Origin of the sequence: Aeromonas sp. R4-1, assembly GCF_040908325.1 — a bacterium.
In the GTDB taxonomy this organism is placed as follows: domain Bacteria; phylum Pseudomonadota; class Gammaproteobacteria; order Enterobacterales; family Aeromonadaceae; genus Aeromonas; species Aeromonas veronii.
On sequence record NZ_JBFODM010000069.1, the window covers coordinates 23,452 to 36,782 of the forward strand.

The following is a 13,331-nucleotide window of genomic DNA, read 5'->3' on the forward strand; positions in this document are numbered from 1 at the left end:
TCGAATCGTTGGAGTTGTTTATGTCTGTCATTAATCGGATCCCAGCCGTTGAAATCAGCCAGCCAGCCGGAGCTCACGGCACCGTTGGCCGGATCCATTCCGTCGAAACCTGCGGCACTGTCGATGGCCCGGGAATACGCTTTATCGTATTCATGCAAGGCTGCCTGATGCGCTGCAAGTACTGCCACAACCGCGATACCTGGGATACCGAAGGTGGCCGCGAAGTGACCGTACCGGAGTTGATGAGTGACATCACCAGCTATCGCCACTTCATGAATGCCTCCGGCGGTGGCGTGACAGCGTCCGGCGGTGAAGCCATGCTGCAACCGGCTTTCATTACCGAACTCTTTACCGCCTGCAAAGAGAAAGGGATCCACACCTGTCTCGACACCAACGGCTTCGTCCGTCATCTCGACGAACAGGTGGACAAGCTGCTCGACCAGACCGATCTGGTGCTGCTCGACATCAAACAGATCAATGACGAGAAACACATTCCGCTGACCCACGTCAGCAACAGATACACCCTGGAGTTTGCCCGCTATCTGGCAGCCAAAGGCAAGACCATGTGGATCCGCTACGTGGTGGTACCGACCTGGAGCGATGACGACGAGAGCGCCGAAGGGCTGGGTCAGTTCATCGCCGAGCTGGGCGAGAACGTGGAAAAGGTGGAGCTGCTCCCCTACCATGAGCTGGGCAAACACAAGTGGGACGTGCTGGGAGACCCGTACGAGCTGAGCGGGATCAAGCCCCCCAGCAAGGAGACCATGGAACGGGTCAAGGGCATCCTCGGCAAGTACCACAACAACGTCAAATATTGATGGTAAAAGCAGGCTGACTCGTCAGCCTGCTCTGCTATGGGCGGTCGGGAAGGCCGCCCGGACTCTACTGCATGAATGGATGACAAGATGAGTGAAGGACAACTCGCCGCCCTCCTGATCTGGCTGGTACTGCTGGCCTTCAGCCTGCGCCGCTCCCTGTGGCAGACCCTCCATGACAACCCCCTCTATCAGCACCTGTTGCTGGGGAGTGCCATCGCGCTGGTGCCGCTCTGGTATCTAAGGGCCGGTCTGCATGAGGGGCTGGAGGTCCATTTTCTCGGGCTAACCTCCCTCACCCTGCTGCTTGGCTGGCGGCTGGCACTGCTCGCCCCTTGCCTGACCCTGCTGGTGCTCGGTTACTTCGGTGTCACCAATCTGGCCGATTTTGGCTGGCAAGCGCTGGTGGGCATCGCCCTGCCGGTAGCCACCAGCTGGCTGCTGTTTCTGGCCAGCTGGGCCTGGCTGCCGCGCCATCTCTTTGTCTATATCTTCGTGGCCGCCTTTCTCGGCGGCGCCATCACCATCTCGGTCAAGGTGGCCGCCAGCGCATTGCTGATGGGGCTGAGTCACAGCTACCCCTGGCACACCATCACGGCGGATTACCTCTCCATCTGGCCACTGCTGCTGTTCCCCGAAGCCCTGCTCAACGGCATGGCGATGACGGTGCTGGCCATCTACCGCCCCCACTGGGTCAATACCTTCTTCGACCGCACCTATCTGGGCAAGTAACGCTCTCTTTCCTGATCTGCGCCCATAAAAAAGGAGAGGCCATCGCCTCTCCTTTTGCTATTCCGAATTGTGACAAATCCCGGCTTAGTGCAGCTTCAGGGTCGGGCGCAGTACCCGGTTGATGCGACCCACCAGCATGATGAGGCCGGTCTTGACGTAGCCGTGCAGGGCGATCTGGTGCATCCGGTAGAGGGAGATGTAGACCAGACGGGCAATGTAGCCCTCCACCATCATGGAGCCGCGCATCAGGTTGCCCATCAGGCTGCCCACGGTGGAGAAGCGGCTGAGGGAGACCAGCGAACCGTGGTCGTGGTAGAGGTAGGGCTTCATCTCGCCGCCGTTCATCTTGGCCAGGATGTTCTTGAACGCCTGGCTGGCCATCTGGTGGGCAGACTGGGCGCGCGGCGGCACGAACTTGCCATCCGGCTGCGGGCAGGCTGCGCAGTCACCGATAACGAAGATGTTCTCATCACGGGTAGTCTGCAGGGTCTCTTTAACCACCAGCTGGTTGATGCGGTTGGTCTCAAGACCGGCGATATCCTTCATGAAGTCAGGTGCCTTGATACCGGCCGCCCACACCATCAGGTCAGCTTCAATCAGCTCGCCATCCTTGGTGTGCAGACCGTCGCTGGTCGCTTCGGTGATCATGGTGGCGGTACGCACATCCACACCCAGCTTGACCAGCTCCTGATGGGCGGCGCCGCTGATGCGCTCCGGCAGAGCCGGCAGAATGCGCGGGCCCGCTTCCACCAGGGTCACCTTCAGGCTGTCGGTGGTGAGGTTCTTGAAGCCGTAAGCGTAGAGCTGCTCGACCGCGTTGTAGAGCTCGGCAGAGAGCTCAACGCCGGTTGCGCCGCCGCCGACGATGGCAATCTTCACTTTGTCGCCCGGCTTATATTCGGTGGCGAACTGCAGGAAGCGGTTCATCATGCTGTTGTGGAAACGGTGCGCCTGGGAGGGGCTATCGAGGAAAATACAGTTATCCTTGATGCCCTTGGTGTTGAAGTCGTTGGAGACAGAACCGATGGCCATCACCAGATAGTCGTAGGGCAGCTCGCGCTCGTTGACCACGATGTCGCCATTGTCGTCGTGGATCGGGGCCAGCACGATGCGTTTATCGTCACGCTTGATGTCGGTCAGGGTGCCGAGCTGGAAGTCGAAACCGTGGTTCTTGGCGTGAGACTGGTAGCTCAGAGCATCGATGCCCGCGTCCATGGAGCCGGTGGCTACTTCGTGCAGCAGGGGTTTCCACAGGTGGGTGCGGTTGCGATCGACCAGAGTGATCTTGGCCTTGTTCTTCTTGCCAAGCTTGCGACCCAGACTGGTGGCCAGCTCCAGGCCACCGGCGCCGCCGCCTACAACGACAATATTCATCATGATGATTTTCCTCGGTTCCTCAAAACGAAAGGGAGCCATTGGCTCCCTAAAACGAAATCGGTCGACGTGATGGATCAGGCTTCTTTGAAGGCCTTCATCCGCTGCAGATGATGCGAGATATTTTTGAACTTATGAGTCTCGCGCTCATCCCACACGATGTCGTAATAGTTCTTCAATTCACGTTCAGTGTCCCGATTATCGCGCACTTCATCCTGAACGGAAAGGATACACAGGCAGTTTCCTGAATTTTTCTTACGAAATTCAGTTACACACTTGGTACCGATATCGTCATATTCTTCCGGCCGGTCGATCTTGCCCTGCATGTTCTCTTCCGGATGGAGGTTGGGGTTGAAGATCACCTGGCGAATGCCGCACAGAAAGCCGATCCGCTCGCTCCAGTAGCCACCAAGACCCACGCCGCAGATCAGCGGTTTGGGATCGGTACTCATATCGAGCTGTTTTTTCACTTCCTTGAGCAGATGGCTCATATCATGACGGGGGTGAACAGTGCTGTAGTGCACGAAACGCACATCATCATCAATAAACTGCAACTGCAGCACTTTCTCGTGATTGCCTGGGCTGGTGGCATCAAAGCCATGCAGATAGATGATCATGGATAAGACCTCAGGATCTGTGTCGGTTTTATCGAAACTACCCCAGCGGCGGCCCCGTGCGCCACCAAAACATCCAACTTTCTTGCTTTGGATCACGCCCCCGCCCCCGATTGCACCCTGCGGCCCGCGAGCGCCGTCACATGCAGAGGGGCGCATTGCGAGCAACGTTATGGTGCTCGGCTATCAAAGTGAGATCGCCAGACCGATAATGATAAACCCCTTACCAATCTGAGATGCCCCCACCTCCTTCCCCTGCCAGCAGCCGGACACTTATCTGGCCGGTATGTGACTCATCCCGCAAAAACAAGGCGTTATCGCCAAACGTTTTCTCTCGTGAGTGGCGTTGTGCATGTTTTGTGCACTGACCCGTGCTGCACCGGATCCCTCTCACTACTGCCGAGGGATCTGGCTCCTCTGTCAATACACGAGATCAATGACCGGGAAAGCTGCGGCTTTCACTATCTTGCCTGTAGCAGTTGCGCGGGCTTCAAGGAGTGATCTGTTCATGAACGAGACCAATCCCCCCTCCCCCCGACCGGGTGCGCGCAAGCGCCCGGTGGATGAAGTGGAGCGCATGCTCCCCATGGGCCAACTATTTACCCTGGGCCTGCAACATGTGCTGGTGATGTACGCCGGCGCCGTGGCGGTGCCATTGGTGATTGGCGGCAGTCTGGGGCTGCCCAAGGATCAAATCTCCTACCTTATCAGTTCGGATCTCTTCTGCTGCGGCATCGTCACCCTGCTGCAATGTGTCGGGATTGGCCGCTTTGCCGGGATCCGGCTGCCGGTCATCATGTCGGTCACCTTTGCCGCCGTGATGCCCATGCTGGCCATCGGAGCCAACCCGGATCTGGGGCTGACGGGCATCTTCGGCGCCACCATCGCCGCCGGTATCATCTCGACCCTGCTGGTGCCGCTGATAGGTAAGCTGATGCCGCTCTTCCCCACCGTAGTAACCGGGGTGGTTATCACCTCCATCGGGATCAGCATCATGCAGGTGGGGATCGACTGGATGGCGGGGGGCAAGGGCAATCCGGAATATGGCAGCCTGCGCTATATCGGCACCAGCTTTCTGGTGCTCGTCTTTATCCTGCTGGTGACCCGCTTCACCAAGGGCTTTTTCAGCAATATCTCGGTGCTGCTCGGGATCATCTTCGGTTTCGTGGTGGCCATCGCCATGGGCGAAGTGAGCCTCGATGGCCTCGGCGAGGCAGCCTGGTTTGCCCCCATAGTGCCCTTCGCCTTCGGCTGGCCCACCTTCGATCCCATCTCCATCGCCACTCTGACGGTGATCATGCTCATCACCTTTATCGAGTCGATGGGGATGTTTCTGGCCCTTGGCGACATCGTCGGCCATCCGGCCAGGCGCGGCGACATAGTGCGCGGGCTGCGAGTGGATGGCATCGGCACCATTATTGGTGGGATATTCAACAGCTTCCCCCACACCTCCTTCTCTCAGAATATCGGTCTGGTGAGCGTGACTGGGGTATCGAGTCGCTGGGTCTGCGTGATGTCGGGGGGGATCCTGCTCGCCTTTGGCCTCATCCCCAAGATGTCGGTGCTGGTCGCCTCCATCCCGCCCTTCGTGCTGGGGGGCGCCGGTATCGTGATGTTCGGCATGGTGCTGGCCACCGGCATTCGTATCCTGGCGCGCACCGATTACAGCGGCAACCGTCACAATCTCTATATCGTCGCCATCAGTCTCGGAATTGGCATGATCCCGACGGTCTCCGGGAATTTCTTCCAGCAGCTTCCGGCGCAACTACAACCGCTTTTTCATAGCGGTATCCTGCTGGCCACCATCAGTTCGGTGCTGCTCAACCTCTTCTTCAACGGCTATCAGCCTGATCTGACTCACCAGACCCGTCCTCTATTCGTTGGTCCCATCAAACCGCAACAAAAGCAGGCATAACAAACAGGCCCCCGGACAGCGAGACTGTCCGGGGGCCTGTTGTTCATATCACCGCTGACCCAATCAGGCAGGCAACTGTGCGAAGCGTTCTATCGCCTGCGCTACTTGTGCCAGACTCCCCTGCCAGAAGGCGGCCTCACGGATATCCTGCCCCAGATGCTTGGCTACCAGATCTTCGGCGCTCATCCGGCCGGTATCGCGCAACAAGGCGCGATACTCCTCTGCGACACCCTCTTCCCCCGCCGCCTTGCGGCTCATCAACTGCTGATAGACCCCGAGGCTGAACAGATAACCGAACAGATAGGGGTAGTTGTAAAAGCCCAGCCCGGCGATGGAGAAGTGCGCCTTGGCCGCCCAGAACATGGGATGATAGCGGGTCAAGCTCCCCTCATACCAGCGCCCCCATGCCTCGTCAGTCAGCGCCTTGAGTCGCTCTGCCGACACATAACCCTGCGCCCGCTCGGCCACCAGCGCCCGCTCGAAATCGAAGCGGGCCGGAATATTGACCAGGAAGGTGGCTGCGCCATCGGCCTCCGCCCAGGCGATGGCCAGCTGCTCTTCCGGGCTTTGCGCCTGCTCGAACAGGGCGCTTCGCACCAGGGTTTCGGCAAAGATGGAGGCGGTCTCCGCCAGCGTCATGGGGTAGCTGCGCTGACTCATCGGCAGATCGCGGATCACCCAGTTGTGCCAAGCGTGACCCAGCTCATGGGCCAGGGTAATGACGTTATCCATGGTGCCGGCATAGGTAACGAAGACCCGCGGTTCGACCGGTTCGGCAAACTTGGTGCAGTAGGCGCCGGTGCGGCGAGTTGGCGTGGGCGCCGCATCAATCCACCCCTTCTCGGCCATCATGCGGGCAAACGCCCCCATCTCGGGATCGAAACGGCTAAAGGCATCGGCAATCAACTCGATCGCCTCCTCGAACGGGATCTCGCGGCTGCTGACGGCCGGAGGCGGCGCAAAGAGATCCTCCGGCCCCAGATCGTCGAGACCAAGGCGCTCGGCCATCAGCTCCAGCGCCCGCTGGCCCAACCCACGGGCTCGCCAGGTTTCGCTCATCAGGGCATCGAGGGTGGCGCGTTCGACATGACTTTGATGGCAGGAGAGATCCAGCGCATCGAGCACACGGGTTTTGCCGCGCTGACGGGCCAGCTCCAGCCGCCAGCCGTTAAGGGCATTGAGTATGGCGGCAACCGTCTCCTGCTCCCCTTCCCAACCGGCGCTGATGGCATCAAAGGCTTCTAAACGCAGCGCACGCACCGGACTGGAGAGCAGATTGCTCGCCTCGGCCAGCCCCATCTCGCGGCCATCAATGGTTAACCGGATCTTGCCTACCAGATCGTTGTAGAGGTTGCCCCAGGCGTGCAGACCATCGGTGCCCAGGCCAATCACCAGCTGCTCCGCCGCCACCGGCAAGCGCTGATCCTGCAAACGACGCTCGTGGCGCAGGCGGTACGCCTCCTCGCCGAGCAGCGGATCCGCCATCAGCGCGGCGAATTTCTCTTCCGGTAACGCCAGCATCAGATCTTCCACCGGCGCCAGGGTCTTGAACAGATCGGCGTTGAGGGCGCGGGCACGGGACGCCAGCTGTTTGGCCTGCGGATCCCGCGCATCCTGACTGCCGCGGCACGCGGCCAGAATGGCGACGTTCCAGCCGATATGGCGAATATCACGGGCGCGCAGCCGCACTTCCCGCAAGAAATCCAGCAGCGCAGCTGCATCGTCGCGCACCCCGTCCAGACCCGCCATATAGCTGGCCAGCACCTCCAGCGCGTGGCGGGCGGCGCGCATGTCCGCTTCCAACTCGGTGCTGTCAAGGCCCGGGTAGATATGGTCGTTATTCCACTGTTGTTGATACATAGCTTCTCGCAAAGGCCTTTATCGGGAGGCACAACAGACCTGCGGGCAGCAAGTCCGAAACCGGGCAACCCGAAGGCCAAAAAATGAAGAGAGGAAAAAAGAGAAAATGGCCCGCAAGCTCGCTTATCCCTTGGCCGGGGCAAGACGGCTCACCAGCGTCATCACAGCAACTAGCAGCAGACCCGCCACCACACCGGCCACGGCGTTGAGCAAGGTCGGCGTCACCGCCGCCAGTACGGCCCCCACAGTGGGCAGGGTGGCAACGACAGCGGCTGCGCCTTCAATCAGGTGATGGGCAAAAGGCCAGCCATGCACCAGAATGCCGCCACCCACCATAAACATGGCGATGGTGCCGACCAGTGCCAGCAGGTGCATCAGGCGGGGCGCCGTCACCAGCAGTCCCTGCCCCACCGCGCGGCGCAGGGCGCTGCCATCGGGCTTTTGCAACAGATGCAGACCGATGTCATCGAGCTTGACGATCAGCCCCACCAACCCGTAGACCCCGATGGTCATCAGCAGGGCGATGCCCGCCACTACCGAGAGCTGCAGCGCGAGGCTTGCTCCCTGTACCGTGCCAAGGGCGATGACGATGATCTCGGCAGAGAGAATAAAATCGGTGCGGATCGCTCCCTTCACCTTCTGCTGCTCAAACGCGGCCAAATCATCGGGAATAGGAGCAGTATGTGCCTCACCCTCACTCGCCTCATGGGGCAGGAACTTGTGGGCCAGCTTCTCGGCCCCCTCAAAGCAGAGGTAGGCACCTCCCAGCATCAAGAGCGGCGTGATAAGCCAGGGCACCAGGGCACTGATGGCGATGGCGGCGGGCACCAGAATCAGCTTGTTGCGAAATGACCCCTTGGCCACCGCCCACACCACCGGCAACTCCCGCTCGGCGCGCACCCCGGAGACCTGCTCCGCGTTGAGGGCCAGATCATCACCCAACACCCCGGCGGTCTTCTTGGCCGCCATCTTGGTCATCAGCGCCACGTCATCGAGCACGCTTGCGATATCGTCGAGCAGGGCCAACAAACTGGTTCCGGCCATATCAAAGATTCCTTATATCAGTGAGAACAACACCGCGAGAGAGATGTACATCCCGATAACCACCAGGGTCAACAGGACCACCTCATGGCGATCGCAGGCCATCATCGGCCGAGCCAAAAATCCGGCGCTCGCCATCGGGGGGTTACGTCTTTCGGGCAAAAGATGGCACAGTGTAACGAGAAGCCGCCGTTTCGGCAGCACCCCTGAGCCATTTGTTCCTGGTTCCCTCTGAATCACCTCAAGGAGTTCCCATGCAACCCTGGCAACCTCTGCTCGATCTCTGGTTTGGCGACGAAGCCGATGATGTCCTGCGGGCCACACGGCAAGCCCTCCTCTGGTGGGGAAAAAACAGCGAAACGGATGCCCTGCTGGCCAGCCGCTTTGGCGAGCTGGCACAGGCCGCAGCCGAGGGCTGCCTCGCCCACTGGGCCGATGCTCCCAGCGGTCGGCTGGCGCTGATCCTGCTGCTTGACCAGTTGCCCCGCAATATCCATCGCGGCACGCCTGCGGCCTTTGACCAGGATCCGCTGGCCAGGGATCTCTGCCTGAAAGGGCTATCCATCGGGGCGGACAAATCCCTCTCGCCACTGGAGCGGGTCTTCTTCTATCTGCCGCTGGAGCATGCCGAATCCCGCGAACAACAGGCCAGAAGTGTGGCGCTGTTCGAGGCACTGGCTGCCGAGCAGGCTGGCACACCGGCGCAAGCAACGTTTGCCGGATTTGCCGACTTTGCCCGCCGCCATCAGGTGATCATCGAACGCTTTGGCCGCTTCCCCCACCGCAACGACATACTCGGTCGCACCAGCACACCGGAAGAGGCGGCATTTTTGCAGCAACCGGGCTCAGGCTTCTAAGCAAGCCATATAAAAAAATCCCCGCCAGCTGGCTGGCGGGGATAGCGGATGGATAACAACCGTCGGCGTTACTGAATGCGATAGCGGGATATCTGCTGGTGGATGCTCTCGGTGGTGACATTGAGCTCCTCGGCGGCGGCTGAGGTCTCTTCCGCTGTGCTGCTGGTCTGCTGCACGACCTGAGCAATCTGCTCCACCTGATGAGCGATCGACTCGGCGGCAGAGCTCTGCTCGCGGATGGCATTGGTGATCTCGCCCACCTGCTCCATCACCCGGTGCGACGCACTGCGGATTTCGGCAATAATGGCTCCACTCTCGGTCGCCATGGTGACCCCCTGGCTCACCTTCTCCTCCACAAGATGCATGCGGGAGACCGTATTGTTCGACTCCTGCTGGATCGCCTCTACGGTGGCGGAGATCTCCTGAGTGGATTGGGCTGTGCGCTCAGCCAGTTTGCGCACCTCATCCGCTACTACCGCAAAACCACGGCCGGACTCCCCGGCCCTCGCCGCTTCAATGGCCGCGTTCAAGGCCAGCAAGTTGGTCTGCCCCGCCACATCACGGATCACGTTGACCACACCGCCAATGCGCGAAATGCCCTCACCCAGCGCAATGACCTCGGCCGAGGCCTGCCGGATCGAGTCGGCGATCTCGTTGATGGCATGAACGGTGCGCTCAATGGTCCGGCCCCCTTCGGTCGCCAGTTGCCCCGACTCGTTGGTGATGCGGCTCGTCTCCTGAGTGCGCTGGGAGATATCGGTGATGCTGACCGTCATCTCTTCCACACCGGCGGCTATCAGACTGGTGGCATCATTGGCCTGATTAGCCGAGCTGGCCAGGTGCTGCGCTGCCTGAGAGAGGGATTCGGCAGTGCTCTTGATCTGCAAGCTGCCTACGGAAAATTCGGTAAATGTCTGTTGCAGCGTATCGAGCAGCCGGTTGACCGCATTGAGGGTCAGGCCAATCTCATCCTGCTGTTTAACATCTGCTCTCAGGGTAAAGTTGAGGTCACGCTGGATCCGGGTCAGGGTATCCATGGCGGTGCGAAGGGGATTGGCCACCTGATTGAACAACCAGACAAACAGCCCCATCGTCAGTACGGTGGCACCACCGGCGATAAACAACAGGGTTTGCAGGCTGTTGTCATAATTCTCCTGGCCCTGCTTCTTGAGCGCCAGTCCCAAATCCATATTGAAGTTGACGTGGAGCTCGATTGCCTTGGCAAACTGCTGGAACACTCTGGTGGCTTCTCCTGCCTGCATGTCTCGCGCTTCATCGTTCTTGTTTTGTCTGGAGAGCTGCAGAACCTTGTCTATCTCCTGATAATATTGCGCGATAATGCGCTGATCATCGTCGGTCAGGCGTCGGTCTTCGTCATTGGAGAGCATCTCTGCTTTATATTTCTCCAGTTGCGAATTGATCTGTTTGCGATGCTCGGCAATATCCGCTTCTATCTGCTGCATCTTGTCATTGTCGGTGTTGAGGATATGGCTTTGAACCCGGGAGTGCAGCTCATAAAATGCAGCCTGCACCTCCTTGATCAGCGCAATACTGGGCACCGTATTGTCCGTCACATAGCTCAAGTCTCGATTGCCAGCCCCAAGGCGGTTGATACTGAACCAGCTGAGGAAAACAAGCGCCAGCATAACCAGCAGCGCTATCAGTTGAAGCCGACGAGCAATGTTCATAACCGTACACTCCAGATGAAAACTATCTAGCAGTGTAGACGAGCCATAAACAACAACGGCCCGCATTGGCGGGCCGTTGTTGTTTATTTTTCATAGCGTTGTGATCAGGCCTTGGCTGGCTCACTCTCACCCAGCGCGACAGTTTCACCCAGACTGTCTTCGGTCTTGGCAACCACGCTGGCGGCGATGGCGTTGCCCAGCACGTTGGTGGCAGAGCGGCCCATGTCGAGGAAGTGATCGATCCCCAGCAGCAGCAGGATGCCCGCTTCCGGAATATGGAACTGGTTCAGGGTAGCGGCAATCACCACCAGAGAGGCACGCGGTACCCCAGCCATCCCCTTGGAGGTGACCATCAACAGCAGCAGCATGGTGATCTGCTGGGCCATGGAGAGCTCGATGCCATACGCCTGGGCGATGAACATCACCGCGAAGGTGCAGTACATCATGGAGCCGTCGAGGTTGAAGGAGTAACCCATCGGCAGCACGAAGCTGGCGATGCGCTTGTCACAACCGAACTTCTCCAGACGATCCAGGGTCTTCGGATAGGCCGCTTCGGAGCTGGCAGTCGAGAAGGCCAGCAGGATGGGTTCGCGGATCATCGCCAGCAGCTTGATGACACGGCCACGCAGGAAGACGCTGCCCATGGCGATCAGCAGCAGCCAGAGGCAGGCCAGCGCGATGTAGAACTGGGCCATAAAGCTGCCGTAGGTAACCAGAATACCCAGCCCCTCTTTGGCCACCATGGCAGCGATGGCGCCAAACACCGCGAACGGCGCAAAGTTCATCACATAACCGGTCACTTTCAGCATGATCTCGGCAGCGCTGGCCATCAGCACCACTACCGGCTTGGCCAGATCGCCGAGCGCGGCGGCAGCCAGACCGAAGAAGAGGGAGAAGACCACGATCTGCAGGATCTCGTTGGTGGCCATCGCCTCGACCACGCTCTTGGGAATGGCGTGGGTCACGAAATCTTTCAGGGTAATGGCACCGGCAGCAATGCCCGAGCTGGCGGTGTCATTGGGCAGGGAGAGCGAAAGCCCCACACCCGGCTGCATCAGGGTCACCATCACCAGACCCAGGCTCAGGGACATCAGGGAGGCCAGCATGAACCAGCCGAGGGTCTTGGCACCGATACGCCCCACGGTGCGGGTGTCGCCCATCTTGGCGATACCGACCACCAGGGTGGTGAAGACCAGGGGAGCGATGATCATCTTGATCAGGCGCAGGAAGATATCGGTCAGGATCGTGATGTTATTGGCGAAATCCGCAGCCTGATCTGCGGCAAACATCCGATAGCCCTGGCCGGTGAGGATGCCAAACATCATGGAGATGAGGATGGCGACCGTCAGTTTATTCATTTTCATGGGGGAGTCCCGGTTTTGATTGGTGCAAGCCGTAAACAGTGGCGTGGGAGCCACTACAGTCCGTTTTTGTGATCCGAGCCGTTGATTCCTGGCGGCTGGTATGCTGGGAGAATGCCTAAAAGCAGGGGGTAAATCTAGAGGCTTTATCCAGAATTTTATCCTGCCATTAGGTGTATGTGATATGGATCTTGCAAACCACCAATATTAATCACTGTTTATTTTGATTTCGGCGAGATATTTCGCATTCAGAGCTCGCTCATCGAGTGCCCGTGGCAACAGGCGAAAAGTGAGCAGCGCCGAGATGGTATGCTGCACCTGCATCTGGGCCATAAAGAGATCCGGTTCATCCTCGTCAAAGCCAAAGATCGGCCGTGATGGGGTCACCCTGACGGCATCGCGGTTAATGGTCAGCTCATCGACCTTGAGCCAGGAGTAACCCTCTGCCAGTGCCAGCTCCCCTGCCCGCTTGAGTACATATTTGCGGGCGGTCTCCCTGTCCACCAGATCGTTGCCGACAAACTCCAGTTGCCACTTGTCCGGGCCAAGCCGGGTCTGGGAGAAACCGGTCTGGCCGTTCCAGAATGACTTTTCACTCTCGTAAGGGGTGGCGCAGCCCACCAGCAGCAGGGTGAGCATCAGCAGACAACAGGGTTTAGATACGGATGCAGACACGAAAGGCCTCGCCAGGCAAATGAGCAACAGAGTTGTTACTACACCATAAAGCGCGGTGGCTGCACAATCGACTCACGCCAGCAGCGACCAGCATGCATCACCACTGGCTTCGCGCCTGTGCGGCAAATCGCAGGCAAAAGAAAAGGCTATGTCCCAATTACGTGTTGCATGGGGCGCCCCAGCGCCTCATGCAAACATGCTTTGATATTTACGCCTTTTCCGTAACGCTCCAACATCCGGCGCCAACCCAGGTAGTTCTTCAGGTAGTGCGTCGCCACGCCATGGAACCGCTCCATCCACTCTTTCAACCGATGGTGATATCCGTTCACATGCTGGATGTGATACGCACCGACTACCCGTTCGCCTTGACGATTGCGCACCACCTGATGGGTTATACCC

General features: G+C 59.2%; 11 protein-coding genes and 1 pseudogene. 4 read left to right on the top strand and 8 right to left on the bottom strand.

Annotation, left to right across the window (positions count from 1 at the left end; genetic code table 11):
• Nucleotides 1–20: 20 nt before the first annotated feature.
• Both pflA and AB5Y90_RS12350 read left to right on the top strand, forming a co-directional pair.
• Entirely contained in the window at nucleotides 21–818 is a 798-nt protein-coding gene (pflA, locus tag AB5Y90_RS12345) for a pyruvate formate lyase 1-activating protein (RefSeq protein WP_118853640.1), read from the top strand.
• An 87-nt stretch (nucleotides 819–905) separates the two neighbouring features.
• Complete coding sequence (locus AB5Y90_RS12350; RefSeq protein ID WP_043819419.1) at nucleotides 906–1,547, top strand: energy-coupling factor ABC transporter permease; 642 nt, start codon at nucleotides 906–908, stop codon at nucleotides 1,545–1,547.
• A gap of 84 nt (nucleotides 1,548–1,631) precedes the next feature.
• Here the strand turns inward: AB5Y90_RS12350 and AB5Y90_RS12355 are convergent, their stop codons facing one another.
• Both AB5Y90_RS12355 and ycfP read right to left on the bottom strand, forming a co-directional pair.
• Complete coding sequence (locus tag AB5Y90_RS12355; RefSeq protein ID WP_005333998.1) at nucleotides 1,632–2,924, bottom strand: NAD(P)/FAD-dependent oxidoreductase; 1,293 nt, start codon at nucleotides 2,922–2,924, stop codon at nucleotides 1,632–1,634.
• Nucleotides 2,925–2,998: 74 nt separating this feature from the next.
• Nucleotides 2,999–3,538 (bottom strand): alpha/beta hydrolase YcfP, encoded by a 540-nt coding sequence (ycfP, locus tag AB5Y90_RS12360; RefSeq protein ID WP_005334000.1) that lies wholly within the window; start codon nucleotides 3,536–3,538, stop codon nucleotides 2,999–3,001.
• Nucleotides 3,539–4,043: 505 nt separating this feature from the next.
• Between ycfP and AB5Y90_RS12365 the strand changes: the two genes are divergently transcribed.
• The gene (locus tag AB5Y90_RS12365) at nucleotides 4,044–5,450 is read left to right on the top strand and encodes a nucleobase:cation symporter-2 family protein (RefSeq protein WP_219594092.1); all 1,407 of its coding nucleotides are present in this window, start codon (nucleotides 4,044–4,046) and stop codon (nucleotides 5,448–5,450) included.
• A 63-nt stretch (nucleotides 5,451–5,513) separates the two neighbouring features.
• On the opposite strand, the gene AB5Y90_RS12370 is transcribed toward AB5Y90_RS12365, so the two are convergent.
• Nucleotides 5,514–7,310: a M3 family oligoendopeptidase gene (locus AB5Y90_RS12370; RefSeq protein WP_368166919.1), complete on the bottom strand. Its 1,797-nt coding sequence runs from the start codon at nucleotides 7,308–7,310 to the stop codon at nucleotides 5,514–5,516.
• A gap of 123 nt (nucleotides 7,311–7,433) precedes the next feature.
• Entirely contained in the window at nucleotides 7,434–8,354 is a 921-nt protein-coding gene (locus AB5Y90_RS12375) for a DUF808 domain-containing protein (RefSeq protein ID WP_019445488.1), read from the bottom strand.
• A gap of 251 nt (nucleotides 8,355–8,605) precedes the next feature.
• Here AB5Y90_RS12375 and AB5Y90_RS12380 point away from each other — a divergent pair, with 251 nt between their 5' ends.
• Nucleotides 8,606–9,208, top strand: coding sequence for a DUF924 family protein (locus AB5Y90_RS12380; RefSeq protein WP_265775779.1), 603 nt, complete (start codon nucleotides 8,606–8,608; stop codon nucleotides 9,206–9,208).
• A gap of 68 nt (nucleotides 9,209–9,276) precedes the next feature.
• Here AB5Y90_RS12380 and AB5Y90_RS12385 read toward each other — a convergent pair whose 3' ends face one another.
• The 4 genes and pseudogenes from AB5Y90_RS12385 to AB5Y90_RS12400 all read right to left on the bottom strand — a co-directional run.
• Nucleotides 9,277–10,896, bottom strand: a complete 1,620-nt coding sequence (locus tag AB5Y90_RS12385; protein ID WP_274160385.1) for a methyl-accepting chemotaxis protein — start codon at nucleotides 10,894–10,896, stop codon at nucleotides 9,277–9,279.
• A 104-nt stretch (nucleotides 10,897–11,000) separates the two neighbouring features.
• The gene (locus AB5Y90_RS12390; protein ID WP_005334018.1) at nucleotides 11,001–12,260 is read right to left on the bottom strand and encodes a dicarboxylate/amino acid:cation symporter; all 1,260 of its coding nucleotides are present in this window, start codon (nucleotides 12,258–12,260) and stop codon (nucleotides 11,001–11,003) included.
• Nucleotides 12,261–12,464: 204 nt separating this feature from the next.
• Nucleotides 12,465–12,896, bottom strand: a complete 432-nt coding sequence (locus AB5Y90_RS12395; RefSeq protein WP_307896835.1) for a hypothetical protein — start codon at nucleotides 12,894–12,896, stop codon at nucleotides 12,465–12,467.
• 182 nt (nucleotides 12,897–13,078) lie between these two features.
• Nucleotides 13,079–13,331 (bottom strand): annotated as a pseudogene (locus tag AB5Y90_RS12400) (IS1595 family transposase); the annotation flags it as partial.